A 22,712-nucleotide genomic window follows, 5' to 3' on the forward strand; every position below is an offset into this window, starting at 1 on the left:
CGGCCCCGCACACCGTGCCCGGTGTGGCCAAGCGCTCCACGCCCTAGCCTTGCGCCATGTCGCCGACCTTCCACGTGCCCACGGCCGTCGTCGTGGCCGGCGCCATGGTGCTCCTCGGGCTGGGGTTGTGGGCAGCGGGTCGCGGTCGGCGACGTGGGTTCCTCTCCACCGTCGACCGAGTGACCTACTCGACCCTCCACACCGCCTCGCTCGCCTCGCGCCACCTCGCCGACGGCCTCACTCCCGAGTCCGCGTCGAGCGCCGGCAAGCACCTCCTCGCCATCCTCGGCGCCACCTCGGTGGCGGTGTGCGACAGCGCGGGGCTGCTCTCGTGGACCGGCCCCGGCGACCACCATGCGGACCAGGCGCACGAGCATGCCGGCGCCACCCGCACCTCGGGCGCGCCCACCGTCCTCGGACCCGACGTCATCACCTGCGCCGACCCCGACTGTCCGATCCGGACGGCCGTCACCGCACCGCTCCTCGCCGACGAGAGGGTCGTCGGGACGCTCACGGCATACGCCTCGACGGCGTCCGCAGGTCTGGCACGGGCGACCGGCGAGCTGGCCCGCTGGGTCTCGGCCGAGCTCGACGTCGCCGAGCTGGGCCGCGCCCGCACGCGAGCGATGGAGGCCGAGCTGCGGGCGCTGCGGGCCCAGATCAGCCCGCACTTCATCTACAACTCGCTCGGGGCGATCGCCTCGTTCGTGCGCACCGACCCGGAGCGGGCGCGCGAGCTGCTCCTCGAGTTCGCCGACTTCACCCGCTACGCACTGCGTCAGGGAGGCCCGTTCACGACGCTGGCGGAGGAGCTGCGCAACGTCGAGCGCTACCTCGTGCTCGAGCAGGCCAGGTTCGGCGAGCGGCTCCAGGTCTCGTTGCTCGTCGCACCCGAGGTGCTGCCGGTGCGCGTTCCCTACCTCGCCGTCCAGCCACTCGTCGAGAACGCCGTCCGCCACGGCCTCGCCACCAAGGAGGGCGTCGGGCACGTGACGATCACCGCCTCGGACCAGGGCTCCGAGGCCGAGATCTCGGTCGACGACGACGGGGTGGGCGCGTCGCCGGAGTCGGTGCAGCGCATCCTCGACGGCCAGTCGCGCGCCGACTCGGTCGGCCTCGGCAACGTCGACGCCCGGCTGCGGCAGGTCTACGGCGACGAGTTCGGGCTCGTCGTCGAGACCGCGGTCGGTGCCGGGACCAAGGTGAGCTTCCGGGTGCCGAAGTACGCACCGGGCGTCCACAGCGACTGAGCACGAGCGGGCCTCGCCAACGGGCCGGAGCAACCCGCCTCGGCACGCCCACCTGCTCGTTATCCTCTGAGCATGGCCATTGCCGGCAGCCTCCGGGCCCTCGTCGTCGACGACGAGCTCCCTGCGCTGTCCGAGGTGAGCTATCTCCTCGGCTCCGACGACCGCATCGCCGAGGTCATCACCGCCTCGAGCGGCACCGAGGCCCTCCAGGTCCTCGAGGACCATGACATCGACGTCATCTTCAGCGACATCTCGATGCCGGGCCTCGATGGCATGGCCCTCGGCCGGGTCCTCGCCCGCTTCGCCTCGCCGCCGCAGCTCGTCTTCGTCACCGCCCACGAGCAGCACGCCGTCGACGCCTTCGCCCTCGCGGCGACCGACTACGTCATGAAGCCGGTTCGCGGGGAACGCCTCGCGGAGGCCGTGCGTCGCGTCGTGGCCAAGCAGGACGAGGCCGGTATGCCGGCCGCCCCCGTTGCGGGGGACACCCACGCGACTACCGGCCCGGCCGGGCGGGGCGGCCCGGCGGGCACCTCGCCCGTGGAGAGCACGCCTGCCGAGGACGAGACCATTCCCGTCGAGCTCGGCGGGATCACCCGCTTCGTCTCGCGCTCCTCCATCCGATGGGTCGAGGCCTCCGGCGACTACGCCCGCCTCCACACCGCCCACGGCAGCCACCTCGTGCGGATTCCGCTCGCCGTCCTCGAGGAGCGCTGGGGCCGGCACGGGTTCATCCGGATCCACCGCTCCACCCTCGTCGCCCTCCCCCACGTCACCGAGGTGCGCATGGACCACGGGAGGTGCTCGGTCGCCGTCGGCGACGTCGAGCTCCAGGTGAGCAGACGGCATACCCGCGAGCTGCGTGAGGTCCTGCTGCGGCGACCCGGCAACGGGACTGCATGAGCCCGGAGCGCTCCGGCGTGCCGGCGCGGGTGCGGGTGACGAGCTCGCGGCGGTCGGCGCTGCCGGCGACCCGCGCGCGCAGCCAGGTGCTCGCGAGCGACCTCGACGAGCAGACCGGCCTGGGCGACGTCTACCTCGACGGGCTGCGGCGCGCGCAGCTGCGGCTCGGGCTCACCGTGCTGGGCCTCATGGCGCTGGCGCTCGGCGGGTTCCCGATCCTGCTCGCGCTGCTGCCGGCGACCCGGTCGATGTCGATCGGCGGGCTGCCGCTCGCGTGGGTCGTGCTCGGGGTGCTTGTCTATCCCGCGGCGTGGCTGCTCGCGCGCGGCTACGTCCGGCAGGCCGAGCGGATCGAGGCCGAGTTCGCCGACATCGTCGAGTCGGGCTCGCCCGAGCCGGGTGGGGGCAGTCGTGTCTGACACGCTCTCGGTCCTCGCGGTCGCGCTCGTCTGCGTGACGACGGTCGTCGTCGGCGGGCTGGGGCTGCGGCTGTCGCGCCGCACGTCGGACTTCTACGTCGCCGGCCGCACGGTCTCGCCGCGGCTCAACGCGAGCGCCATCTCGGGTGAGTACCTCTCTGCCGCTTCCTTTCTCGGCGTCGCCGGGCTCATCTACGACCAGGGCGTCGACCTGCTGTGGCTGCCCGTCGGCTACACCCTCGGCTACCTCGTGCTCCTCGTCATGGTTGCGGCGCCGATGCGGCGGTCGGGGGCCTACACGCTGCCGGACTTCGCCGAGGCGCGGCTCGGGTCGGTGCTCGTGCGACGGCTCGCGGCGGTGCTCGTCGTCGCGATCGGGTGGATGTACCTCGTGCCCCAGTTCCAGGGGGCCGCACTGGCGCTGGCGCTCGTCACCGGTGCGCCGCAGTGGGTCGGGTCGCTGCTCGTCGCGGTCGTCGTCGCGGTGGCCGTCGGCGCCGGCGGCATGCGCTCGATCACCTTCGTCCAGGCGATGCAGTACTGGATCAAGCTCACCTGCCTCGCCGTGCCTGCGTTCGTGCTCCTCGCGCTCTGGATGCGTTCCGGCGGAGGCGTGCCCACCGTGCGCGAGGGGTGGTGGGAGCCGTTCGCCGCACGGTCCCCTGACGACCACCCCTACTACCGCACCTTCTCGATGATGCTCGCGCTCTGCCTGGGGACGATGGGGCTGCCGCACGTGCTCGTCCGCTTCTACACCAACCCCGACGGCGTCGCGGCCCGGCGCACGACCGTCTCGGTCGTCGCGCTGCTCGGAGCGTTCTACCTCTGGCCTCCCGTGTATGCCGTCCTCGGCCGGCTGCATCTGCCGTCGCTCCCCGAGGGCGTGCGTTCCGACACGATCGTCATCCAGCTGCCGGGTCGGGTGGTCGACGGCGTCGGCGGAGACGTGCTCACGGCGATGCTCGCAGGTGGGGCGTTCGCGGCGCTTCTCTCAACCGCCTCCGGGCTGGCGATGTCGGTGACCGGCGTGCTGCACCAGGAGTTCCTGCGGCCGCGGTTGGCCCGGCTCACCGGCGGTGACGCGTTCGGGTTCGGCGGCTTTCGGCTTGCTGCGGTCGGGGCGGTCGTCGTGCCGTTCGTCGTGGCGAGGTTCGTCGAGCAGATCGGCATCGCGACGACGGTCGGGTTCGCCTTCTCCCTCGCAGCGGCGACGTTCGCCCCGCTGCTCATCCTCGGCGTGTGGTGGCGGCGGCTGTCCCGGGCCGGCGCCGTGGCGGGCCTCGTCGTCGGGTCGGTGGCGTCCACCTCGGCCGCGGTGACGACCTACCTCGGCGGGCCGACGTCTGGGTGGACCGAGGCCCTGCTCGCCAACCCGGCGGCCTGGTGCACGCCGCTCGCCTTCGCGACGGCCGTCATCGTCTCGCTGGCCACCCCGGGCTCGGTGCCGCGCGACACCGGGCGCGTCATGGTGCGGCTCCACACCCCCGAGCGGGTGCACCTGGCCCGTTCCCGCGTTCCCGACTGAGCTTGGACGGCCCAAGAGCGAATCCAGCGAGGTGGCGGGGCGACCTCCCCGGCGCACGCATCAGGGGCTGCACCACACGGCTGCGTCCGATCAGCCCACGGCAACCCGGGCCGCGACGAACGCATCGACGCACCGCCGCACGTCCTCCTCGGAGTGCGCCGCCGACAGCTGCACCCGGATCCGCGCCTTGCCGCGCGGCACCACCGGGAAGGAGAACGGGATGACATAGACGCCGTCTGCGAGCATCCGGTCCGCGATCTGCCCCGCGAGCCGGGCACCGTCCTCACCGGGGAACATCACCGGCGTGATCGGGTGCGACCCGGGCAACAGCTCGAACCCGGCCTCCTCCATGAGCGCCCGGAAGAGAACGGTGTTCTCCGACAACGCATCCCGCGCCGACGCCGACGACTCGACCAGCTCCAGCGCCTTGAGCGAGCCCGCCACGACACCGGGTGCCACCGAGTTCGAGAAGAGGTAGGGGCGCGAGCGCTGCCGCAACAGGTCGACGATCTCCTGGTGCGCGGCGACGTAGCCGCCGGACGCCCCACCGAGCGCCTTGCCGAGCGTCCCCGTGATGATGTCGACGCGGTCCATGACGCCGAACTTCTCCGGCGTCCCTCGCCCACCCTCGCCGACGAACCCGACGGCGTGCGAGTCGTCGACGAGCACCATCGCCTCGAACTCGTCGGCCAGGTCGCAGATCTCGTCGAGCGGCGCGAAGAACCCGTCCATCGAGAACACGCCGTCCGTAACGATGACCTTGCGCTTCGCCCCCGCCGCGACCGCAGCCTCGAGCTGAGCCCGCAGATCGGCCATGTCGGCGTTCCTGTAGCGGTAGCGCGCCGCCTTCGACAGCCGGATCCCGTCGATGATCGACGCGTGGTTGAGCTCGTCGCTGATGATGGCGTCGTCGGCGCCGAAGAGCACCTCGAAGACACCTCCGTTGGCGTCGAAGCACGACGAGTAGAGGATCGTCGCCTCCGTCCCGAGGAACTCCGACAGCGCGTTCTCGAGCTTCGAGTGCTGCGTCTGGGTCCCGCAGATGAACCGCACCGACGCCATCCCGAAGCCCCACTCGTCGAGGGCGGCCTTCGAGGCCGCGACGACGTCGGGGTGGTCGGCGAACCCGAGGTAGTTGTTCGCGCAGAAGTTGAGCGCCTCACCGCCGCTCGTCCCGACGTGCGAGGACTGCGGCGTCGTCAGCTCACGCTCGCTCTTCCACAGCCCCGCGTCCTTGATCTCGGTCAGCGTCGTGGCGAGCTCGTCCTTCACGGATCCGTACACGGCATACCTCTTCTTGTGCGCTTGTGGCGGGCACCCCCGAGCGTATGCCGTTCGCCCACCTCCCCGGGTCGCGCCTCGGCCGCCCTCTGGCTAGCGTCACGGGCATGCCCCGACGCCGCACGCCCATGACCCTGCTCGCTGCCGCCGCCCTGGCCCTGTCCGTCACGGCCTGCGGCTCCGAGTCGCCCGACGACACCGCGGCCAGGCCGACGGCGTCGGCGTCCTCGACCGGCCCGGACACGAGCGAGTCCGCCACCCCGGGCAACAGCGGCATCGTCCCCGACAACACGTGGGCGGGCGTCTTCAAGAAGGCCGTCCCGCCGCTCGCCGACCGCAGCGACGAGGAGGTCGTGGCCGCCGCCAAGAAGGTCTGCTCCACCTTCGAGGCGACGCCCGACAAGCCCACGGCCAAGGCGATCCTCGCGGACCTCGGCACGACCCTGAACCTGGACGCAACCCAGCAGCAGATCTTCGCGAGCGGCGCGGTCACCCACTTCTGCACCGCCCAGAGCGGCGCCTGGACACAAGCCTCCATCGGCTGACCGCGACCGGCCGTGCGCGTCCGAAAACCCGTTGCGGCCCACGCGCACGACGTGAGAGCGTCGACGCGGCCCTGCTCCCGACGATCGGACCGGACGTTGCTCCTCTGAGGCTTGCCGACCTGTCACTTCAGTGACTTCGCCAACCCCTCCCAGGAGCCACCATGCCCTCGTCCCTCAACGTCGCCGACCTCCACTTCGCCTGGCCCGACGGGTCGCCGCTCTTCGATGGCCTCGACCTCTCGCTCGGTCCGGGCCGCTTCGGTCTGGTCGGCCGCAACGGGTCGGGCAAGTCGACCCTCCTCCGGCTCCTCGCCGGTCGCCTCACCCCGCAGTCCGGGACGATCCGGTATGCCGGCTCGCTCGGCTACCTGGCGCAGGACCTCACCCTGCGCGTCGACTCCACCGTCGCCGCGGTGCTGGGCATGGACGCAACCCGGGCGGCCCTGCGCGCCGTCGAGTCCGGCGACGTCGCCGAGCGCCACTTCGAGACGATCGGTGACGACTGGGACGTCGAGGAGCGGGCCACCGCCCTCCTTGACCGCCTCGGGTTGCGCCTCGGGCTCGACCGACACGTCGGCGAGATGTCCGGCGGGGAGGTGGTGCTCCTCGGTCTCGCCGCCGAGCTGCTGCGCGAGCCGGACGTGCTCCTCCTCGACGAGCCCACCAACAACCTCGACCGCTCCGCCCGCGCCCGGCTCCGGCAGGCGGTCGACTCCTTCGCCGGGGTCCTGCTCGTCGTGAGCCACGACAGCGGGCTGCTCGAGGACGTCGACCAGATCCTTGACCTCCACCATGGCGAGATCACCTCCCACGGAGGCGGTTTCACGGCATACGTGGCGGCTGTGGCGGGTGAGCAGGAGGCAGCCGAGAGGGACGTGCGCACGGCCGAGTCTGACGTGCGGCGGCAGCGTCGTGAGCTGGCCGACGCGCACAACAGGCTGGCGCGACGCGAGCGGTCCGGCTCGCAGGTGTCGAGGTCCGCTGGCCAGCCGAGGATCGTCATGGGTGCCTGGAAGCGCAAGGCAGAGGTGGCGGCGGGCAAGCAGCGCGGGCTCCACGAGGACCGGCTCGCCGGGGCACAACAGCGGCTGGCCCGCGCAGAGGAGGCCGTGCGGGACGACGACGTCATCCAGGTCGACCTGCCGGGTACCGAGGTCCCGGGCGCACGGGTCGTCCTCACCCTCGACGAGGTCGTCCTGCGCAACGGGGCCACGGTCGACCTCGAGGTCCGCGGACCCGAGCGGGTCGCGCTCGTCGGTCCCAACGGCGTGGGCAAGAGCACCCTCCTCCACACCGTCGTGGGAGACGTCGCACCGTCTGCCGGGCTGGTCGACCTGAGGGTGCCCGCGCGACTGCTTCCGCAGCGCATCGACGTCCTCGACGACGCGCTCTCGGTGGTGGACAACCTCGCCCGGTTCGCGCCCGCGACGAGCGAGAACGAGCGACGCGCACGGCTGGCACGCTTCCTCTTCCGCGGCCGGGCAGCAGACCGAGCCGTGTCCACCCTGTCCGGCGGAGAGCGCTTCCGGGCGGCTCTCGCCGCACTGCTCCTGGCCGAGCCGTCACCTCAGCTGCTTCTGCTCGACGAGCCGACCAACAACCTCGACCTCGCGAGCGTCGACCAGCTCGTCAGCGCCCTCGCCAACCACCGGGGGGCGCTCGTCGTCGTCAGTCACGACGAGGCGTTCCTCGAACGGGTCGGCATCACCCGTCGGGTCGAGCTCACTCGAAGAGAGGCTGGGTGAGCACGCGCCACGTGTGCGGCCCCACGATGCCGTCGGCCGGCGGCACGAACATCGACTGGAAGTCGCGCACGGCCGCCTCGGTCGCCGGTCCGAAGGAGCCGTCGACCGCAAGGCCACCCGGGAGCAGGGTCTGGGCAGCCCTCACGGCCTCGCCCGTGTCGCCCGGTCGGATCGTCACGATGAGCGCGGGCCAGTCGAGCTGGCCGACGGTGGTCGAGATGAACGTCGCACGCAGCGACTGCTGGAAGGTCCGGATGGCGTTGCCGCTCGCCGGCCCGAAGCTGCCGTCGGCGGTGATCGTCGCCCCCTTCGCCCGCAGCAGGTGCTGGGCCGCGCGCACCCTCCAGTTGCTCGCCTGGGTCGCGCCCTGCTTGACGAGTGGCCACGGTCGCGGCCCGGGGCTGAACGTGCTGAGGAAGGACCACGTCTCCTCGCCCGAGGCGCCGTCCTGAGTCAGGCCCCACTGTCGCTGGACCTCGGTGACCCGCTCACGCGTGAGCGGCCCGTAGGACCCGTCGACGACGAGCGGGTCGAGGCCGGGTGAGGAGACCAGGCCGAACTGCTGGACCGCTCGGACCGCGTCTCCCGTCGAGCCCGAGCTCGTGGGGACGACCAGGCGCGTCCATGTGTTGGGTCCCACGATGCCGTCCACCGCGAGTCCCGAGGCCGTCTGGAAGGCACGGACAGCGGTCCGAGTCGCCGGACCGAACGAGCCGTCGGCCGCAACGGCGTGCCCACGGGCCCGCAGCAGGTACTGGATCCCCTTGACGGCCGCTGACACGGCTCCGGACGAGGTCGTCCTCCACGGCGTGACGTTCATGAGCCCTCCTGCGTCCTCGACCTCCGCGGCTGGAGGTCTCCGCCCTACAAGAGTCCCACCGGCACCCGCCAGATACACGACCCTGACGGGTGGCCGGGTGGACGGCTCAGGTCGGCTGTCCCCGGCGGAGGACGGCCCGACGCGCCTCGTACTCCTGCTCGTCGATCTCGCCGGCCGCGAACCGCTCGGCCAGGCGAGCCTCGCCGGCGCGGATCCCGTCGGCCGCGTGGAGGCGACGCCAGCGGCGCATCCCGGTGAAGCGCAGAGCCACGATGACGCCGACGATGACGAGCAGCCAGAGGAACGGGAAGATCGGCCACCACGGACCGGGTCCGTCCCATCGCCCGTCGTGGACGGGCAGTGCTGCTGCGGTGGTGAGGACGGTGCTCATGACGGCTCCTGGGTTCGGGGGTTGCTGACTCCACCGATCCTTCGCGCCGGGGAGCCCCGGCGAATCCCACACAGGGCGGCACCCGCGGGCCTCCCCCGGAGGTACGTCAGTCCCGGGTCCAGCCGGGCCGCACCAGCCCTGACTCGTAGGCGAGCACGACGAGCTGCGCCCGGTCGCGCGCGTGGAGCTTGACCATCGCCCGGCTCACATGGGTCTTGGCGGTCGCCGGCGACACCACGAGGCGGGCAGCGATCTCGTCGTTGCTGAGGCCCTCGCCGACGAGGCCGACGATCTCGCGCTCACGCTCCGTGAGCCGCGAGAGCTCGCGCGACGCGGGCGCGCTGGTGTCGCGGCTGCGAGAGGCGAACTCCCCGATGAGCCGCCGCGTCACGCCCGGGCTGAGCAGTGCGTCACCACCCGCAACCGCTCGCACGCCACGCAGCAGCTCGGTGGGTTCGGCGTCCTTGACGAGGAACCCGCTGGCCCCGATCCGCACCGCCTCGAAGACGTACTCATCGAGGTCGAAGGTCGTGAGGATGACGACCCGCGTCGCTGCCATCGCGTCGTCGGCGGCGATGAGGCGCGTCGCCTCCAGCCCGTCGGTCCCGGGCATCCGGATGTCCATGAGGACGACGTCCGGGGCGAGCGCCTCCACCAACGTCACCGCCTCCGCCCCGTCACCCGCCTCGCCGACGACCTCGATGTCGTCCTCGGCGTCGAGGAGTGCCCGCAGGCCGGCGCGGAGCAGCACTTGGTCGTCGGCGAGGACCACCCTGATCATGTCGAGCTGCCCTCTCGCACAGGCACGCTGGCGGTCACCCGCAGCCCACCCAGCGGCGACCTGTCGAGGTCCACGCTGCCACCCAGTGCCCTCGCTCGCTCGCGCATCCCGACGAGCCCGTCGCCCTCCGCGACCCGGTCGAGGTCCGCACCACGTCCGTCGTCCTCGACGACGACGGTGAGCGCGTCGGCGCCGTGGTCGAGCGAGACCGTCGCCCGGCGCGCGTGCGCGTGCCGGACGACGTTCGTGATCGCCTCCTGGACGATCCGGTATGCCGCGAGGTCCACCGCCGCCGGCACCTCACCCACGCTCCCGGTCCGGTCGACGGTGACCTCGAGCCCGGCCACGCGGCTGCGTTCGACGAGGTCGCCGAGCCTGGCGAGCCGCACGGCGGGGGTGCGCGGCGCCGGGGTGTGGTCGGCACGCAGGACGTCGACGAGCGAGCGGAGCTCGGCCAGCCCCTCGCTGCTCGCGTCGCGGATCGCGCGCAGCGCGGGCTCGACGCTCTCGGGCCGGCGCTCGGCGAGGTGGAGGGCGACACCGGCCTGCACGTTGATGAGCGACATGTGGTGGGCGACGACGTCGTGGAGCTCCTGTGCGATGAGCAGGCGCTCCTCGCCCTCGCGCCGTCGCCTCTCCTCGCGACGCGCGGCGATGGTCGCCACCATCCGGTCGCGCCGGCCCCGCACGACCTCGGCCACCGCAAGCGCCACGAGCAGCCAGGCGAGCAGACCAGCCGTGCCCGCCCACGACCATCCGGTCCCGGGCGCCGCCCAGCCACGCAGGGCCTGACCGGCGACGACCATCCCGGCCACGGACCAGGCGACCCACCGACCCCCGCGGGCGATGACGACGACGGTGAGCACGGCATACGCGGCGAAGACGGGGCCGTAGGGGTAGCCGAGCGCGAGCCACACCGCGACGGCGAGCCCGGACACGACCAGGCACGGCACCGCCCAACGGCGCGAGAGCGCGAGCGCCACGGGGCCGACGAGGAGCAGCGCCACCCCGAGGGCGTCGATGTCGCGGGCCGCGGGCTGTCCGCGCGAGGCTCCGAGGCTGCCGACGACCTGGAGGAGCGCCACGACGACCGGTCCGACGACCCATGCCCCCGGTGGCACCCGGCGCGGCGGACCCCATCGCTCGGCGTCGCGGTCCCACGGCATGGAGCCAGCCTAGGGACCGGTCGCGGTCGGGAGCGGCCCTCGGCGGGAGGCGGACGGCATACTCCCGACGTCGTATGCCGTCCCGTCACCTCGCGCGGGGAGCTCAGCTCCAGTCGAGGACGACCTTGCCGCACTCGCCGGAGCGCGCCACCTCGAAGCCCTTGGCCCACTCCTCCGCCGGGAAGCGGTGGGTGATGACCGACTGCACGGCCTGCCGCAGCTCCGGGCTCGTCGCGAGCATCGAGCCCATGAGGTACCAGGTCTCGAACATCTCGCGGCCATAGATCCCGCGGATGGTGATCATGTGCGTGATGACCCGGCCCCAGTCGATCGGGTAGGGGTCCTTGGGCAGGCCGAGCATCGCAACCCGGGCTCCGTGGTTGAGGTTCGCGAGCATGTCCTCGACGGCCTTGGGCGCGCCGGACATCTCGAGGCCGATGTCGAAGCCCTCGAGCATCCCGAGCTCCTTCTGGGCCCAGGCGAGGTCCTGCCCCTGCGACACGTCGACACAGAGGTCGGCGCCGGCACCGCGCGCGAGCTCGAGCCGCGAGGGAGACATGTCGGTGACCGCGATCCGGCGCGCGCCGGCGTGACGCGCGATCGCGACGGCCATGACGCCGATCGGCCCGGCGCCGGTGACGACGACGTCCTCGCCGATGACCGGCCACTGCAGCGTCGTGTGCGTCGCGTTGCCGAGCGGGTCGAAGATCGCGCCGAGGTCGGGGTCGAGGTCGGCGGGCTGCACCCAGGCGTTCATCGCCGGGATGACGACGTAGTCGGCGAAGGCGCCGTCGCGGTTGACCCCCACGCCGACGGTCTTGATGCAGAGGTGGCGACGGCCGGCGCGGCAGTTGCGGCAGTTGCCGCAGATGAGGTGGCCCTCGCCCGAGACGCGGTCCCCCACCGCGACGTGGTCGACGAGCGAGCCGACCTCGACGACCTCGCCGTAGAACTCGTGCCCGATCGTCATCGGGGCATTGACGACCGAGGCCGCCCAGTCGTCCCACTGCTCGAGGTGGAGGTCGGTCCCGCAGAGCCCGGCCCGCAGCACCCGGATCTTGACGTCGGACTCACCGCACTCCGGCTCGGGGACGTCGACGAGCTCGAGTCCGGGACCGGCACTGGTCTTCACGAGGGCGCGCACGGCGCCCATCATGCCGCCCCTTGCGCGGCTAACGTTGTTAGCCTAAAGCGGGGCTAACAACGTTAGCCCATGCCACCGAAGGCTATCCCCACACCAGGAGAGAACATGTCCGTCCGACGCATCGCCCTCGTCGCCACCGCCGTCCTCGGCGTCGCGGGGCTGGCCGCCGCCCTGCTCCACCGCGAGCACCGGGTCGAGCGGTCCGTCGACATCGCCGCCACACCCGACGAGGTGTGGGCGACGCTCACCGACTTCACGGCATACGGGCAGTGGAACCCCTTCATCCGCGAGGTGAGCGGACCGGTCGAGACCGGCGGCCGGCTGACGGTCACCATCACGCCGGCGAGGGGCAGCGTGATGACGTTCACCCCGAGCGTTCTCGCGGCCGACCCCGGGCGCGAGCTGCGCTGGCTCGGGCGGGTGCTCGTTCCAGGTCTTCTCGACGGCGAGCACGCCTTCACGCTCGAGGCACTGACCCTCCCGGACGGGACGGTCGGCACCCGCCTCACCCAGAGCGAGCGTTTCGCCGGCGTCCTCGTTCCGTTCCTCGGAGGCGCGATCGACGTGGGTGACGACTTCGCCGCGATGAACGACGCGCTCCGGGACCGCACCGAGGCCGGCGCTACCCTCGGCCGGTGACCTGCCCTCCCGAGCTGGACCCCGCGCGCCTGCTGACAGCACGCGCGCGCGAGGTGCTCGCGGCCGCCCGCGCGGTCCTCGAGCGCGAGGGCTGGCAGACCCTGACGATGCGCACGCTCGCCGATGAGCTCGGCATCGCGGCGCCCTCGCTCTACAAGCACTTCGCGAGCAAGGACGCGCTCCGCACCCAGCTCATCGCCCTGGCGCTCAAGGAGTTCGGCGAGGCGGTGCGACCCGTGACGACCGTCTCGACGCTCGTCCGTCGCTACCGCGACGTCGCCGCCGACAACCCGCAGCTCTACCGGCTCGCGACGAGCGGATGGCTCGACCGCCAGGCCCTGCCGCCGGGACTCGAGGAGTGGTCGGGCAGCCCGTTCTTCGAGGCGACCGGCGAACCGCACCGGGCACAGGCGCTCTGGGCCGCGGTCCACGGCATGGTCGTCCTCGAGCTCGACGGGCGCTTCCCGACCGGCACCGCACCCGAGGCCACGTGGCGCGAGCTCGTCACCCACTTCAGCTGAGGCCGGCGCCCTTCCCAAGGTGCTTGCCGAAGCACCGCACGTAGGGCGAGTTCGCGTAGTGCCCGAACGGCTCCACCCGCTCGTAGCCGGACGCCTCGTAGAGCGCGATCGCGTCGGGCTGCATGGTCCCCGTCTCGAGCACGAGGCGTTGCACCCCGACCTGGGCGCCCGTCGACTCGAGGTGCGCCAGGAGCCGCCGCGCGAAGCCGCGCCCGCGCACCGGCGTCGACACGAACATCCGCTTGACCTCGGCCACCCGGTCCCCGTCGAAGCGCTCGTCGAGCTCGGGCCGCCACCGCCAGCCGCCCATCGCCACCGGCTCGTCACCCAGCAGCCCGAGGGCGAACACCCCCCGCGGCGCGCTGAACTGCAGCGGGTCCACCGGCGACTCGTCCGGCCCGCCGTAGATCGCGACGTAGTGCGCCTGCACCTCCTCGACGAGCCGCTGCACCCGTTCGTCCGCGAAGGGCACTTCGACGAGCACCATGTCCCGTCCCAGCCCTGGCCCCTGCTTCTCCACCCGCACATCCAACCCCACGCCCCGGACGACCTGCACGTATGCCGTCCCACCAGGGCGTGACGCTCGCGCCCCGACCGCTCGCCGCGCCTCACCTGCCGCTGGGCGCACCCGCGCGACGTGACCTGCGCCACCGACCGAGGCCGGGCACCCGCCTGCCGAGAGGCGGGTGCGGCAGGCTCGCGCACGGCATACCGGCTCCTCGACAGTGTGAGGCGAACCCGGCACGCCCGGGACCGACACCACTGGAGGTGCACGTGAGCAACGACGCTCGCATCCGTGGCGACGAGGACCCCTACGTCGCCATGCAGACCACCGACGAGTTCCAGGCGCTGCGCAGGAAGTTCCGCGGCTTCGTCTTCCCCATGACCGCCTTCTTCCTCGTCTGGTACTTCGTCTACGTCCTGCTGTCCACCTTCGCCCCCGGCTTCATGGGGACCAAGGTCGTCGGCAACATCAACATCGGCCTCCTGTTCGGGCTCGGCCAGTTCGTCACGACGTTCGCGATCACGTTCATCTACGCCCGTTGGGCCAACCGCGAGCTCGACCCGCTGGCGGACGCCATCGGCGCGAAGCTCGACGGCGTGAAGGAGCACTGAGCCATGACCTCCCTCATCCCCGCCGCCGTGCCCGTCGAGGCGACCTCGGTCGGCTCCCCCGCCCTCAACATCGCCATCTTCGCGGGCTTCGTCCTCGTCACCCTCGTCGTCATCGTCAGGCTCGCCAGCGGCAAGAAGAGCGCCGGCGAGTTCTACACCGCGAGCGGCGGCTTCTCCGGTCGCCAGAACGGTGTCGCCATCGCAGGCGACTACCTCTCGGCCGCGTCGTTCCTCGGCATCGCCGGCGCCATCGCCCTCCAGGGCTACGACGGCTTCCTCTACTCGATCGGCTTCCTCGTCGCCTGGCTCGTCGCGCTCCTGCTCGTCGCCGAGCTCATGCGCAACACCGGCCGCCTCACGATGGCCGACGTCCTGTCCTACCGCCTCAAGCAGCGTCCGGTCCGCATCGCGACGGCCACCTCGGTGCTCGCCGTGTCCTTCTTCTACCTGCTCGCCCAGATGGCCGGCGCCGGTGGCCTCGTGTCGCTGCTCCTCGGCGTCGAGGGCGAGGGCGCGCAGAACATCGTCATCGCCGTCGTCGGCATCGTCATGATCGCCTACGTCCTCATCGGCGGCATGCGCGGCACGACCTGGGTGCAGATCATCAAGGCCGTCCTGCTCATCGCGGCCACGGCGATCATGACTGTCTGGGTCCTCGGCAAGTACGGCTTCAACCTCTCGGGCCTCTTCGACGCCGCGATCCAGAACAACAGCAAGGTCGGCGAGAAGCTCCTCGAGCCGGGCGTGAAGTACGGCGTCAACACGACGACGAAGATCGACTTCATCTCGCTGTCGCTCGCCCTCGTCCTCGGCACCGCCGGTCTCCCGCACGTGCTCCAGCGCTTCTACACGGTGCCCACGAGCAAGCAGGCGCGCAAGTCGGTCGAGTGGGCCATCTGGCTCATCGGCGGGTTCTACCTGCTCACTCTCGTCGTCGGCTACGGCGCCGGCGCCCTCGTCGGCGCGGAGGAGATCAACAAGGCGCCCGGCAAGGCCAACGCCGCCGCCCCGCTCCTCGCCTACGAGCTGGGTGGCAGCCCGTTCCTCGGCATCGTCTCCGGCATCGCCTTCGCGACGATCCTCGCGGTCGTCGCCGGTCTGACGATCACGGCGAGCGCGACCTTCGCGCACGACATCTACAAGGAGGTCATCAAGAAGGGTGAGACCACCTCCGACAACGAGGTCCGGGTCGCCCGCATCTCCGCTGTCGCGATCGGTGTCATCGCCATCCTCGGTGGCATGTTCGCCAAGAGCCAGAACATCGCGTTCCTCGTGGCGCTGGCCTTCGCGGTCGCGGCCTCGGCCAACCTGCCGACGATCCTCTACTCGCTGTTCTGGAAGCGGTTCAACACCCGCGGGGCGCTGTGGTCGATCTACGGCGGTCTCATCTCGACGATCGGGCTCATCATCTTCAGCCCGGTCGTGTCGGGCAAGGCCCCGCTCCCCGGCACCACCGTGAGCCCGTCGATGATCACGAACCCCGACATCGACTTCTCGTGGTTCCCGCTCGACAACCCGGGGCTCGTGACGATCCCGCTGGCCTTCTTCCTCGGCTGGCTCGGCACCGTGACGAGCTCGGAGTACAACGCGCAGAAGTACGCCGAGATGGAGGTCCGCTCCCTCACCGGTCACGGGGTCGCGAAGGCGCTCGACCACTGAGCCCCTCGGCCTGACCCGGGCTGCCCTCGGCAGTCCCACCTTTCCCGCCCGAAGTGCGTTCCTCGCACTTCGGGCGGGAACGTTTGTGGAGCGAGGTGCGACCTTGCCACCCGAAGTCGCCGCCCCCTGCTGCGTATGCCGTTTGCCCCCGACCCGCGGAATGCCGTTCGCTCCCGACCCGCGGTATGCCGGTCCCCGCAGTGCGCGAGACCCGGGCCTTGGGCGGCCTGTATCTGGCGGAGCACCCAACGCTCCTCTCCATGTCAACCGGGAAGGACGGCATACGCGTCTTCCCGGTAGCACCAACCCGAGGAGGACACCATGCACCGCAAGATCGTCCGCCGCAGCGCCGCCGCCCTCGCCGTGGGCCTCGCCGCCGCCACCGCACCCGCCGCCGTCGGCGCGACGAGTGCCTCTGCCGCCCCCTACTGCGGCATCACGTGGGGATCGCTCGCCAAGTCGTCGTCGGTGAGCCGCTCCCCCGCCCTCACCGCCGTCCGGGCCGGCCGTCACGCCTGCTTCGACCGGCTCGTCATCGACCACCGTGGTCCGGCGTCGGGCTACGACGTCCGCTACGTCTCTCAGGTCGTCCAGGACGGCTCGGGCTTCCCCGTGCCGCTCGCCGGTGGGGCCAAGTTCCAGATCGTCGACCGCGCAACGCGCTGGACGACCCCTCCGGCCATGCCCAACGTCACCGGGTTCACGACCTTCCGCGACGTGAAGTGGGCCGGCTTCTTCGAGGGTCAGAGCACCGTCGGTCTCGGTGTGCGCGCCCGGCTGCCGTTCCGGGTCTTCACCCTCAACGACACCGCAACCGGCACGAGCCGGCTCGTGATCGACGTCGCCCACCAGTGGTGACGCCCGGGCTCACCCGCGACACCCGGTGACTGCACCCGACTGATTGCGCAACAGCGACACCCGAGGACCTCGATCAGGTCCTCGGGTGTCGCTCCTGCGCAAGAAGTCGGACGGGCTAGGGGACGGCGGGGTCAGCCGGCCTCGACGAGACCGCGCTCGACCGCCTCGGCCCGCAGCTTCGCGGCGAGGTCGTCGTCGACCGTCTCGAAGAACTCGCCGACGACACCCTCGAGCTCGTCGAGCCCGTCGGCGCAGAAGAGCACCGGCTGGTACTGCGTGATGTCGTAGTTGAGCGTGCCCATGTCGGCGAGGTCGAGCGCGCGCAGCTCCATGTGTGCGAACTCGTCCATCTCGCCATAGCTGCTGAGGATCCCGGCGCCGTAGGCCTTGACCTCGCCGTGCTCGCGCATGACGCCGAACTCCATCGAGAACCAGAAGACGTCGGCGACGAACTTCATCGCCTCGTCGGTCTCGAGGCGCAGCGACGCCTGGCCGGCGGCCTCGGTGATCCGCGCGAATCGTGGTGACGCGAGCTGGTTCCCGTGTCCGATGACCTCGTGGATGATGTCCGGCTCCGGCGTGTAGAGCGGCTGGCTGCCGTGACGGAGGTACTGCGTCGAGTTGAACGTCCGGCTGCCCAGGTCGCCGTAGAAGTCACGCAGCGGCACGAGTCCGGGCGCGGCGATGTAGGTCCAGCCGGTGATCGGCTCGAGCCGCTCGCTCACCTCGTGCAGCTGCGGGACGTGCTCGGTCGGCAGGCGCAGGGCGTGCTTGGCGGCGAGGTACTCGCTGTGCGCGTACTTCTCGTGCTTCGGCGCCAGCTCCGCGCTGACCGTCCGCCAGATGTCGTGCTCGGCGTCGGTGTAGTCGATGACCGGGATCGGCTCGCCGCGGGTCCAGGACAGGGCCGCGCCGGCGATCTCACCGCGTCGGGCCATGTAGGCGGGGTCGTTGCGTCCGGGGTGGTTGTCGCTCAGGTGGACCTCGACGGTCCCGTCCTCGTGCCGGGTCACGGGCGAGTACAGCTGGCCTTCTTCGAACATGGCCCACCTCCTTGTGTGCGTGTTGACCACAGGGAAGCAGAATGCTGGGCAGAGCGGAACCGTTGCAGGACACGCTGGGCACAGAGTGCACGTTCGGTCCAGTGGGCCGTCGCTCATGCGATGCACTTTGCACAGTCTCACGCGAGTCGTCGTATGCCGTCCGCCCACCCCTGTGGACAGCTCCGGTCGCGGGTAAGCCCGTTTTCCATAGACTCGTTTCCAGCCAGTGACACCGACGGGTGGGGGACTCACCGTGAACACTTCTTGGCAGCGCGCTGCCGTGACGCTCGCCGTCGTCGCCCTCGGCCTCACCGCATGCGGCGACGAGGACGAGCCGACGCAGAGCGCGAGCCCGACACCGACACCGACGGCGTCCGCGTCGGCGAGCCCAAGCGCCCCGTCCCCGTCGGCGAGCGCCTCGCCGTCGGGCCCGGCGACCGCAGCGGCTGACGTTCCGGCCGCCGCGAAGGCCCGCACCGAGGCCGGCGCCATCGCCTTCCTCAAGTTCTACATTGACCTGTCGAATCGTGCCCTCCTCGACCCTCAGAACGCACCGAACCTGTTCGACTACGCCGACAAGGACTGCATCGCCTGCAAGAAGACGCAGGACTTGTTCAGCGAATACGCCAAGGGCGGTTGGACCGTGAAGAAGTCGGGCATCCGTGTTGATAATCCCGCGCTCGCGACTGACGTCACTGCTCCCAAGGTGATCGTCAACTTCACCTTCGTCGAGGCCGAGCAGCCGCTGTATCAAAAGGGCAAGAAGACCAACAGCAAGATTCCGGCCGCTTCGGCGAAGAAGGCTGCTGCTTTGAAGTGGGTGAATCAGGGATGGCAAATGTTCGACTTGGAAGATCTCTGATCGGCTTGCTGCTCGTGGCTGCGGGAGTCACCGTGTCTGCTCCGGCGATGGCCGAGCCCACAGACACCGCTCCAGGAGGAACTGCCGGGACGCATACGGGGGGTGGAACCAGGGTCACGCGGACGCTAGCGGAGGTCCGGAAGGCGAGGGCCGAGGCGGCGGCAGCCGTGGGGAAGCCGGGACCCCGGTGGGAGTACCGGACCCGGATCAACTGTGCGGCCGGCGACGATTCCGGCACGGGTTGCGCGACCGCTGCGGCCGCGTGCACCAACGGCCAGTTCCAGGCCGTCGTGCTCCGTCGGCTCGTGAGCGAGACGGGCGCGCCCGTTCCCGGCGAACAGGGGCTGTGGAGCCAGTGGGGTCTCACCTGCTTCCCGCAGGAGCTGCCGGGCAGCAACCTGCCGACGCTGGCGATGATCCGACAGGCCTTCCGCGAGATCGACTTCGCCAAGGGCGGCGTGACGATCCAGCCCGTCGGCAACGTCACCCTCGTCAACCTCCCGACCTTCTTCCAGGCCAGCTGGCCGGCGGCCGGCGTCGCGCCCGAGGAGATCGACACCAGCGCGCTGCTCGGCTACCGCCTCGAGATCCAGCCGGTGCTGCAGTCGCTCACCTATGTCTACGGCGACGGGTCGAGCAGCGAGCCCACCCAGTCGCTCGGCGGTCCGCACCCGACCGGCGACATCCGCTGGACCTACCGCAGGGCGGGCCAGGTGGACACGAGGGTCGACACGACCTACGGCGGCCGCTTCCGGCTCGAGGGCGGCTCGTGGGTCACGATCCCCGACACCGTCACGATCCAGGGCACCCCCGTCACCCTCACCGTCCGCGAGGCCAAGGCACGTCTGTACCAGTGACCCCGCACCGGACTGCCGACGACGTCGGACGGTCCCGGGCCGTGGGGTCAGGACGCCGAGGCTCGCCGCCGTCGCAGTGCTGCCGCCGCGACGACGAGGACGACCGCGAGCGCCAACGCCACCCAGATCCAGCCCGTGTAGACCTGCGGCGCGGCCTTCACCGTCTCGAGCCCGCGCTCGCGCACGTTGTCGATGAACCCGCGCCACACGACAGGCGCCGCCGACTTCGGGTCCGCGAGCTGGCCGGCGCGCAACGCACCGAATCCGGCCCAGAGACTCGTCGACACGACGACGGCCACGAGCCACGTCACGACCACGCGCACCACGGCGAGGACCGTCGGCGCGACCCTGTCCGAGCTCGCGACCCAGAACGGCAGGGCGACGGCGACGGCCAGCAGCAGGCCACGCGACCACGTCGCCGGCGAGAGGCCGGACACGAGGGCGAGGAAGGCGCCGGCGGACACGGCCCCCTTGAGGGCGCGGGCGCCCACGCCGAGCCCGATGAGCATCCCGAGGGCCGCGAGCGCGGCGAGCACGACCCGCTCCCCCGACGCGAAGACGACGTCCCCGTCGGAGAGCACCCACGCCACCGCAGTGAGCCCGGCCGCGGCACCGAACCTCGGCCACGGCCCGGCGACCAGTGCCGACACGACGGCAGCCGCCACCAGCGAGCCGAGGAAGAGCTCGCCACCGGCGACCGGCGCGACCCCACCAGCCATCTGCATGAGGGGCAGGTGCATCCATTCGGCGCGGCCGGCATACCCGGCGGGCCACCACAGCAGCAGTGCCACGACGACCGCGACCCAGGGCCACGTGCGACGCAGCACGTCCCACCGGGAGGCCTTCGGGCCACTCGCGTCCTTCGGGTTCGACGCAGCAGCGGTCCGTGTCGCGCGGCGGCTCGTCGTCTCGCTCATGCGGGCGAGGCTACTGCGCGTCAGGCTCGTGAGCCCCCGACCTGTGCCGCTCGTCGCACCGGCCCAGTGGTCAAGGGATGCGCCGCTCGTCGCACCGCCCAGCGCAGGGCACCCGCCTCCGGGCGACGTGGGAACACCCGCTGTTGATGCGGACCAGCGGACACGGTTGGGTGGGAGCAGTGCGCGTGGCAGCCAGCAGCCACGACCCGTAGCGCCACCAGTGACATCAGTGCCACCGCAGTTCAGCACTCCGCCCCCAACGACGAGGAGCCCGAAGTGACCGACGAGAACCTCTCCAGCCACCTGGCCGAGCTCGACCTCTCACCCTCCGACGAGCTGAAGTCCCAGGCCGTCGGCACCGAGGACCTCTTCACCGAGGCCGACGCCGACCGCGAGGCGTTCTGGGCCAAGCAGGCGCGCGAGCGCCTCGCCTGGAGCAAGGACTTCGACCAGACCCTCGACTGGAGCGAGGCTCCCTTCGCCAAGTGGTTCGTCGGTGGCGAGCTCAACGTCGCGTACAACTGCGTCGACCGCCATGTCGAGGCGGGCAACGGTGAGCGCGTCGCCCTGCACTTCGAGGGCGAGGGCGGCGACACCCGCACGGTCACCTACGCCCAGCTCAAGGACGACGTCTGCCGCGCGGCCAACGCCCTCACCGAGCTCGGTGTCGAGAAGGGCGACCGGGTCGCGATCTACCTGCCGATGATCCCCGAGGCCATCGCGACGATGCTCGCCTGCGCCCGGCTCGGCGCCCCGCACTCCGTGATCTTCGGCGGCTTCTCGGCGGAGGCGCTGCGCACCCGCATCAACGACGCCGAGGCCCGCGTCGTCGTCACCGCCGACGGCCAGTGGCGTCGCGGCAAGGCTGCTCCGCTCAAGCCCGCGGTCGACGAGGCCCTCGCCGGCGGCGACAACCCGGTCGAGAAGGTCCTCGTCGTCAAGCGCACCGAGTCCGACGTCGAGTGGACCGACGGCCGCGACGTCTGGTGGCACGACCTCGTCGACGGGCAGAGCGCCGAGCACACGGCCGAGCCGATGGACTCCGAGCACCCGCTCTTCATCCTCTACACGTCGGGCACCACGGGGAAGCCCAAGGGCATCTTCCACACGACGGGCGGCTACCTGACCCAGACGGCATACACGAACGCCGTGGTCCACGACGTCCACCCGGAGACCGACGTCTACTGGTGCACCGCCGACATCGGCTGGGTGACCGGCCACTCCTACATCGTCTACGGACCGCTGGCCAACGGCGCGACGCAGGTGCTCTACGAAGGCACCCCGGACACCCCGCACCAGGGCCGCTGGTGGGAGGTCGTCGAGAAGTACAAGGTGTCGATCCTCTACACCGCGCCGACCGCCATCCGCACGTTCATGAAGTGGGGCGCCGACATCCCGGGGAAGTTCGACCTGTCGAGCATCCGTGTCCTCGGCTCGGTCGGGGAGCCGATCAACCCCGAGGCCTGGCTCTGGTACCGCAAGAACATCGGTGGCGACAAGGCCCCGATCGTCGACACGTGGTGGCAGACCGAGACCGGCGCGATCATGATCAGCCCGCTCCCCGGCGTGACGACGCTCGAACCCGGCTCGGCGCAGCGCCCGATCCCCGGCATCAGCGCCGAGATCCTCGACGACGAGGGCCAGCCCTTCACCGAGCCCGACAAGGTCGGCTACCTCGTGCTCACACAGCCGTGGCCGTCGATGCTCCGCGGCATCTGGGGCGACCCGGAGCGCTACAAGGAGACCTACTGGAGCCGCTTCGGCGAGAAGTACTACTTCGCGGGCGACGGCGCGAAGTACGACGACAAGGGCAACATCTGGCTGCTCGGCCGCGTCGACGACGTCATGAACGTCTCGGGTCACCGCCTCTCGACCGCCGAGATCGAGTCGGCCCTCGTGTCGCATCCGTCGGTCGCCGAGGCCGCGGTCGTCGGCGCCACCGACGAGACCACCGGCCAGGCGGTCGTCGCCTTCGTCATCCTGCGCGGCGGCGCCGAGGACCACGGCGACGAGACGGTCCAGGAGCTGCGCAACCACGTCGCCAAGGAGATCGGCCCGATCGCCAAGCCGCGCCAGATCATGGTCGTCCCCGAGCTCCCCAAGACCCGCTCGGGCAAGATCATGCGCCGCCTGCTCAAGGACGTCGCCGAGAACCGCGAGGTCGGCGACGTCACGACCCTCGCCGACAGCTCGGTGATGAACCTCATCCAGCAGGGCCTGTCGAAGGACTCCTCCGACTGACCCACACCCAGCACTGATTGCCCCAGGAC

23 protein-coding genes are annotated in these 22,712 nt (G+C 71.2%); 14 read left to right on the forward strand and 9 right to left on the reverse strand.

Features of this window, described 5'->3' with window-relative positions; all coding sequences use genetic code 11:
* The first annotated feature begins 56 nt into the window (after positions 1-56).
* The 4 genes from ACOJV7_RS05040 to ACOJV7_RS05055 all read left to right on the forward strand — a co-directional run bounded on the left by ACOJV7_RS05040 (position 57) and on the right by ACOJV7_RS05055 (position 4,097).
* Positions 57-1,250, forward strand: coding sequence for a sensor histidine kinase (locus tag ACOJV7_RS05040; protein ID WP_420189048.1), 1,194 nt, complete (start codon positions 57-59; stop codon positions 1,248-1,250).
* A gap of 72 nt (positions 1,251-1,322) precedes the next feature.
* Entirely contained in the window at positions 1,323-2,153 is an 831-nt protein-coding gene (locus ACOJV7_RS05045; protein ID WP_420189049.1) for a LytR/AlgR family response regulator transcription factor, read from the forward strand.
* Positions 2,150-2,572 (forward strand): DUF485 domain-containing protein, encoded by a 423-nt coding sequence (locus tag ACOJV7_RS05050; protein WP_420189050.1) that lies wholly within the window; start codon positions 2,150-2,152, stop codon positions 2,570-2,572. The genes ACOJV7_RS05045 and ACOJV7_RS05050 overlap by 4 nt, the downstream gene beginning before the upstream one ends.
* Complete coding sequence (locus ACOJV7_RS05055) at positions 2,565-4,097, forward strand: sodium/solute symporter (protein WP_420189051.1); 1,533 nt, start codon at positions 2,565-2,567, stop codon at positions 4,095-4,097. Before ACOJV7_RS05050 ends, ACOJV7_RS05055 begins: the two co-directional genes overlap by 8 nt.
* A 90-nt stretch (positions 4,098-4,187) precedes the next feature.
* Here the strand turns inward: ACOJV7_RS05055 and ACOJV7_RS05060 are convergent, their stop codons facing one another.
* Positions 4,188-5,381 (reverse strand): glycine C-acetyltransferase, encoded by a 1,194-nt coding sequence (locus ACOJV7_RS05060; protein ID WP_420189052.1) that lies wholly within the window; start codon positions 5,379-5,381, stop codon positions 4,188-4,190.
* 104 nt (positions 5,382-5,485) lie between these two features.
* On the opposite strand from ACOJV7_RS05060, the gene ACOJV7_RS05065 reads away from it, so the two are divergent.
* Both ACOJV7_RS05065 and ACOJV7_RS05070 read left to right on the forward strand, forming a co-directional pair.
* Positions 5,486-5,923: a DUF732 domain-containing protein gene (locus ACOJV7_RS05065; RefSeq protein ID WP_420189053.1), complete on the forward strand. Its 438-nt coding sequence runs from the start codon at positions 5,486-5,488 to the stop codon at positions 5,921-5,923.
* A gap of 161 nt (positions 5,924-6,084) precedes the next feature.
* Positions 6,085-7,668 (forward strand): ABC-F family ATP-binding cassette domain-containing protein, encoded by a 1,584-nt coding sequence (locus ACOJV7_RS05070; RefSeq protein WP_420189054.1) that lies wholly within the window; start codon positions 6,085-6,087, stop codon positions 7,666-7,668.
* Here the strand turns inward: ACOJV7_RS05070 and ACOJV7_RS05075 are convergent.
* The 5 genes from ACOJV7_RS05075 to tdh all read right to left on the reverse strand — a co-directional run bounded on the left by ACOJV7_RS05075 (position 7,646) and on the right by tdh (position 11,970).
* A complete protein-coding gene (locus ACOJV7_RS05075) occupies positions 7,646-8,488 on the reverse strand; it encodes a peptidoglycan-binding domain-containing protein (RefSeq protein ID WP_420189055.1) in 843 nt (280 codons plus the stop codon). The two genes, ACOJV7_RS05070 and ACOJV7_RS05075, sit on opposite strands and share 23 nt — an antisense overlap.
* 106 nt (positions 8,489-8,594) lie before the next feature.
* Complete coding sequence (locus ACOJV7_RS05080; protein ID WP_420189056.1) at positions 8,595-8,879, reverse strand: SHOCT domain-containing protein; 285 nt, start codon at positions 8,877-8,879, stop codon at positions 8,595-8,597.
* A gap of 106 nt (positions 8,880-8,985) precedes the next feature.
* On the reverse strand, positions 8,986-9,660 hold the full coding sequence (locus ACOJV7_RS05085; RefSeq protein ID WP_420189057.1) for a response regulator: 675 nt from the start codon (positions 9,658-9,660) through the stop codon (positions 8,986-8,988).
* Positions 9,657-10,826, reverse strand: a complete 1,170-nt coding sequence (locus ACOJV7_RS05090) for a sensor histidine kinase (RefSeq protein WP_420189058.1) — start codon at positions 10,824-10,826, stop codon at positions 9,657-9,659. The genes ACOJV7_RS05085 and ACOJV7_RS05090 overlap by 4 nt, the downstream gene beginning before the upstream one ends.
* 103 nt (positions 10,827-10,929) lie before the next feature.
* Positions 10,930-11,970: an L-threonine 3-dehydrogenase gene (gene tdh, locus ACOJV7_RS05095; RefSeq protein WP_420189059.1), complete on the reverse strand. Its 1,041-nt coding sequence runs from the start codon at positions 11,968-11,970 to the stop codon at positions 10,930-10,932.
* Between the two features lie 105 nt (positions 11,971-12,075).
* Here tdh and ACOJV7_RS05100 point away from each other — a divergent pair, with 105 nt between their 5' ends.
* Complete coding sequence (locus ACOJV7_RS05100) at positions 12,076-12,609, forward strand: SRPBCC family protein (protein WP_420189060.1); 534 nt, start codon at positions 12,076-12,078, stop codon at positions 12,607-12,609.
* The gene (locus ACOJV7_RS05105; protein WP_420189061.1) at positions 12,606-13,130 is read left to right on the forward strand and encodes a TetR/AcrR family transcriptional regulator; all 525 of its coding nucleotides are present in this window, start codon (positions 12,606-12,608) and stop codon (positions 13,128-13,130) included. The genes ACOJV7_RS05100 and ACOJV7_RS05105 overlap by 4 nt, the downstream gene beginning before the upstream one ends.
* Here ACOJV7_RS05105 and ACOJV7_RS05110 read toward each other — a convergent pair.
* A complete protein-coding gene (locus tag ACOJV7_RS05110) occupies positions 13,123-13,617 on the reverse strand; it encodes a GNAT family N-acetyltransferase (RefSeq protein ID WP_420189062.1) in 495 nt (164 codons plus the stop codon). The genes ACOJV7_RS05105 and ACOJV7_RS05110 overlap by 8 nt on opposite strands.
* A 287-nt stretch (positions 13,618-13,904) precedes the next feature.
* Between ACOJV7_RS05110 and ACOJV7_RS05115 the strand changes: the two genes are divergently transcribed.
* The 3 genes from ACOJV7_RS05115 to ACOJV7_RS05125 all read left to right on the forward strand — a co-directional run bounded on the left by ACOJV7_RS05115 (position 13,905) and on the right by ACOJV7_RS05125 (position 16,763).
* Entirely contained in the window at positions 13,905-14,246 is a 342-nt protein-coding gene (locus ACOJV7_RS05115) for a DUF485 domain-containing protein (protein ID WP_420189063.1), read from the forward strand.
* Positions 14,247-14,249: 3 nt separating this feature from the next.
* A complete protein-coding gene (locus ACOJV7_RS05120) occupies positions 14,250-15,905 on the forward strand; it encodes a solute symporter family protein (protein WP_420189064.1) in 1,656 nt (551 codons plus the stop codon).
* A 321-nt stretch (positions 15,906-16,226) separates the two neighbouring features.
* Positions 16,227-16,763 carry an AMIN-like domain-containing (lipo)protein gene (locus ACOJV7_RS05125; protein ID WP_420189065.1) on the forward strand — a complete coding sequence of 179 codons (537 nt, stop codon included), beginning with the start codon at positions 16,227-16,229 and terminating at the stop codon, positions 16,761-16,763.
* 131 nt (positions 16,764-16,894) lie between these two features.
* Here the strand turns inward: ACOJV7_RS05125 and ACOJV7_RS05130 are convergent, their stop codons facing one another.
* Positions 16,895-17,806 carry a phenylalanine 4-monooxygenase gene (locus tag ACOJV7_RS05130; RefSeq protein WP_420189066.1) on the reverse strand — a complete coding sequence of 304 codons (912 nt, stop codon included), beginning with the start codon at positions 17,804-17,806 and terminating at the stop codon, positions 16,895-16,897.
* 280 nt (positions 17,807-18,086) lie between these two features.
* On the opposite strand from ACOJV7_RS05130, the gene ACOJV7_RS05135 reads away from it, so the two are divergent.
* Together ACOJV7_RS05135 and ACOJV7_RS05140 are read left to right on the forward strand one after the other, a co-directional pair.
* Positions 18,087-18,668, forward strand: coding sequence for a DUF6318 family protein (locus tag ACOJV7_RS05135; protein ID WP_420189067.1), 582 nt, complete (start codon positions 18,087-18,089; stop codon positions 18,666-18,668).
* Positions 18,669-18,835: 167 nt separating this feature from the next.
* Entirely contained in the window at positions 18,836-19,525 is a 690-nt protein-coding gene (locus tag ACOJV7_RS05140) for a hypothetical protein (protein WP_420189068.1), read from the forward strand.
* Positions 19,526-19,572: 47 nt separating this feature from the next.
* Here ACOJV7_RS05140 and ACOJV7_RS05145 read toward each other — a convergent pair whose 3' ends face one another.
* A complete protein-coding gene (locus ACOJV7_RS05145; RefSeq protein ID WP_420189069.1) occupies positions 19,573-20,442 on the reverse strand; it encodes a hypothetical protein in 870 nt (289 codons plus the stop codon).
* 276 nt (positions 20,443-20,718) lie between these two features.
* Here ACOJV7_RS05145 and acs point away from each other — a divergent pair, with 276 nt between their 5' ends.
* Complete coding sequence (acs, locus tag ACOJV7_RS05150; protein ID WP_420189070.1) at positions 20,719-22,683, forward strand: acetate--CoA ligase; 1,965 nt, start codon at positions 20,719-20,721, stop codon at positions 22,681-22,683.
* Positions 22,684-22,712 lie beyond the last annotated feature (29 nt).

This window comes from Knoellia tibetensis (assembly GCF_048606415.1).
Lineage (GTDB): Bacteria > Actinomycetota > Actinomycetes > Actinomycetales > Dermatophilaceae > Knoellia > Knoellia tibetensis.

What these genes read in the sequence shown, in the direction of transcription:
- ACOJV7_RS05040 (WP_420189048.1), top strand. Translation starts at nt 57, where the DNA reads ATGTCGCCGACCTTCCACGTGCCCACGGCCGTCGTCGTGGCCGGCGCC.
- ACOJV7_RS05045 (WP_420189049.1), top strand. Translation starts at nt 1,323, where the DNA reads ATGGCCATTGCCGGCAGCCTCCGGGCCCTCGTCGTCGACGACGAGCTC.
- ACOJV7_RS05050 (WP_420189050.1), top strand. Translation starts at nt 2,150, where the DNA reads ATGAGCCCGGAGCGCTCCGGCGTGCCGGCGCGGGTGCGGGTGACGAGC.
- ACOJV7_RS05065 (WP_420189053.1), top strand. Translation starts at nt 5,486, where the DNA reads ATGCCCCGACGCCGCACGCCCATGACCCTGCTCGCTGCCGCCGCCCTG.
- ACOJV7_RS05070 (WP_420189054.1), top strand. Translation starts at nt 6,085, where the DNA reads ATGCCCTCGTCCCTCAACGTCGCCGACCTCCACTTCGCCTGGCCCGAC.
- ACOJV7_RS05075 (WP_420189055.1), bottom strand. Translation starts at nt 8,488, where the DNA reads ATGAACGTCACGCCGTGGAGGACGACCTCGTCCGGAGCCGTGTCAGCG.
- ACOJV7_RS05080 (WP_420189056.1), bottom strand. Translation starts at nt 8,879, where the DNA reads ATGAGCACCGTCCTCACCACCGCAGCAGCACTGCCCGTCCACGACGGG.
- ACOJV7_RS05085 (WP_420189057.1), bottom strand. Translation starts at nt 9,660, where the DNA reads ATGATCAGGGTGGTCCTCGCCGACGACCAAGTGCTGCTCCGCGCCGGC.
- ACOJV7_RS05090 (WP_420189058.1), bottom strand. Translation starts at nt 10,826, where the DNA reads ATGCCGTGGGACCGCGACGCCGAGCGATGGGGTCCGCCGCGCCGGGTG.
- ACOJV7_RS05100 (WP_420189060.1), top strand. Translation starts at nt 12,076, where the DNA reads ATGTCCGTCCGACGCATCGCCCTCGTCGCCACCGCCGTCCTCGGCGTC.
- ACOJV7_RS05110 (WP_420189062.1), bottom strand. Translation starts at nt 13,617, where the DNA reads ATGGTGCTCGTCGAAGTGCCCTTCGCGGACGAACGGGTGCAGCGGCTC.
- ACOJV7_RS05120 (WP_420189064.1), top strand. Translation starts at nt 14,250, where the DNA reads ATGACCTCCCTCATCCCCGCCGCCGTGCCCGTCGAGGCGACCTCGGTC.
- ACOJV7_RS05125 (WP_420189065.1), top strand. Translation starts at nt 16,227, where the DNA reads ATGCACCGCAAGATCGTCCGCCGCAGCGCCGCCGCCCTCGCCGTGGGC.
- ACOJV7_RS05130 (WP_420189066.1), bottom strand. Translation starts at nt 17,806, where the DNA reads ATGTTCGAAGAAGGCCAGCTGTACTCGCCCGTGACCCGGCACGAGGAC.
- ACOJV7_RS05145 (WP_420189069.1), bottom strand. Translation starts at nt 20,442, where the DNA reads ATGAGCGAGACGACGAGCCGCCGCGCGACACGGACCGCTGCTGCGTCG.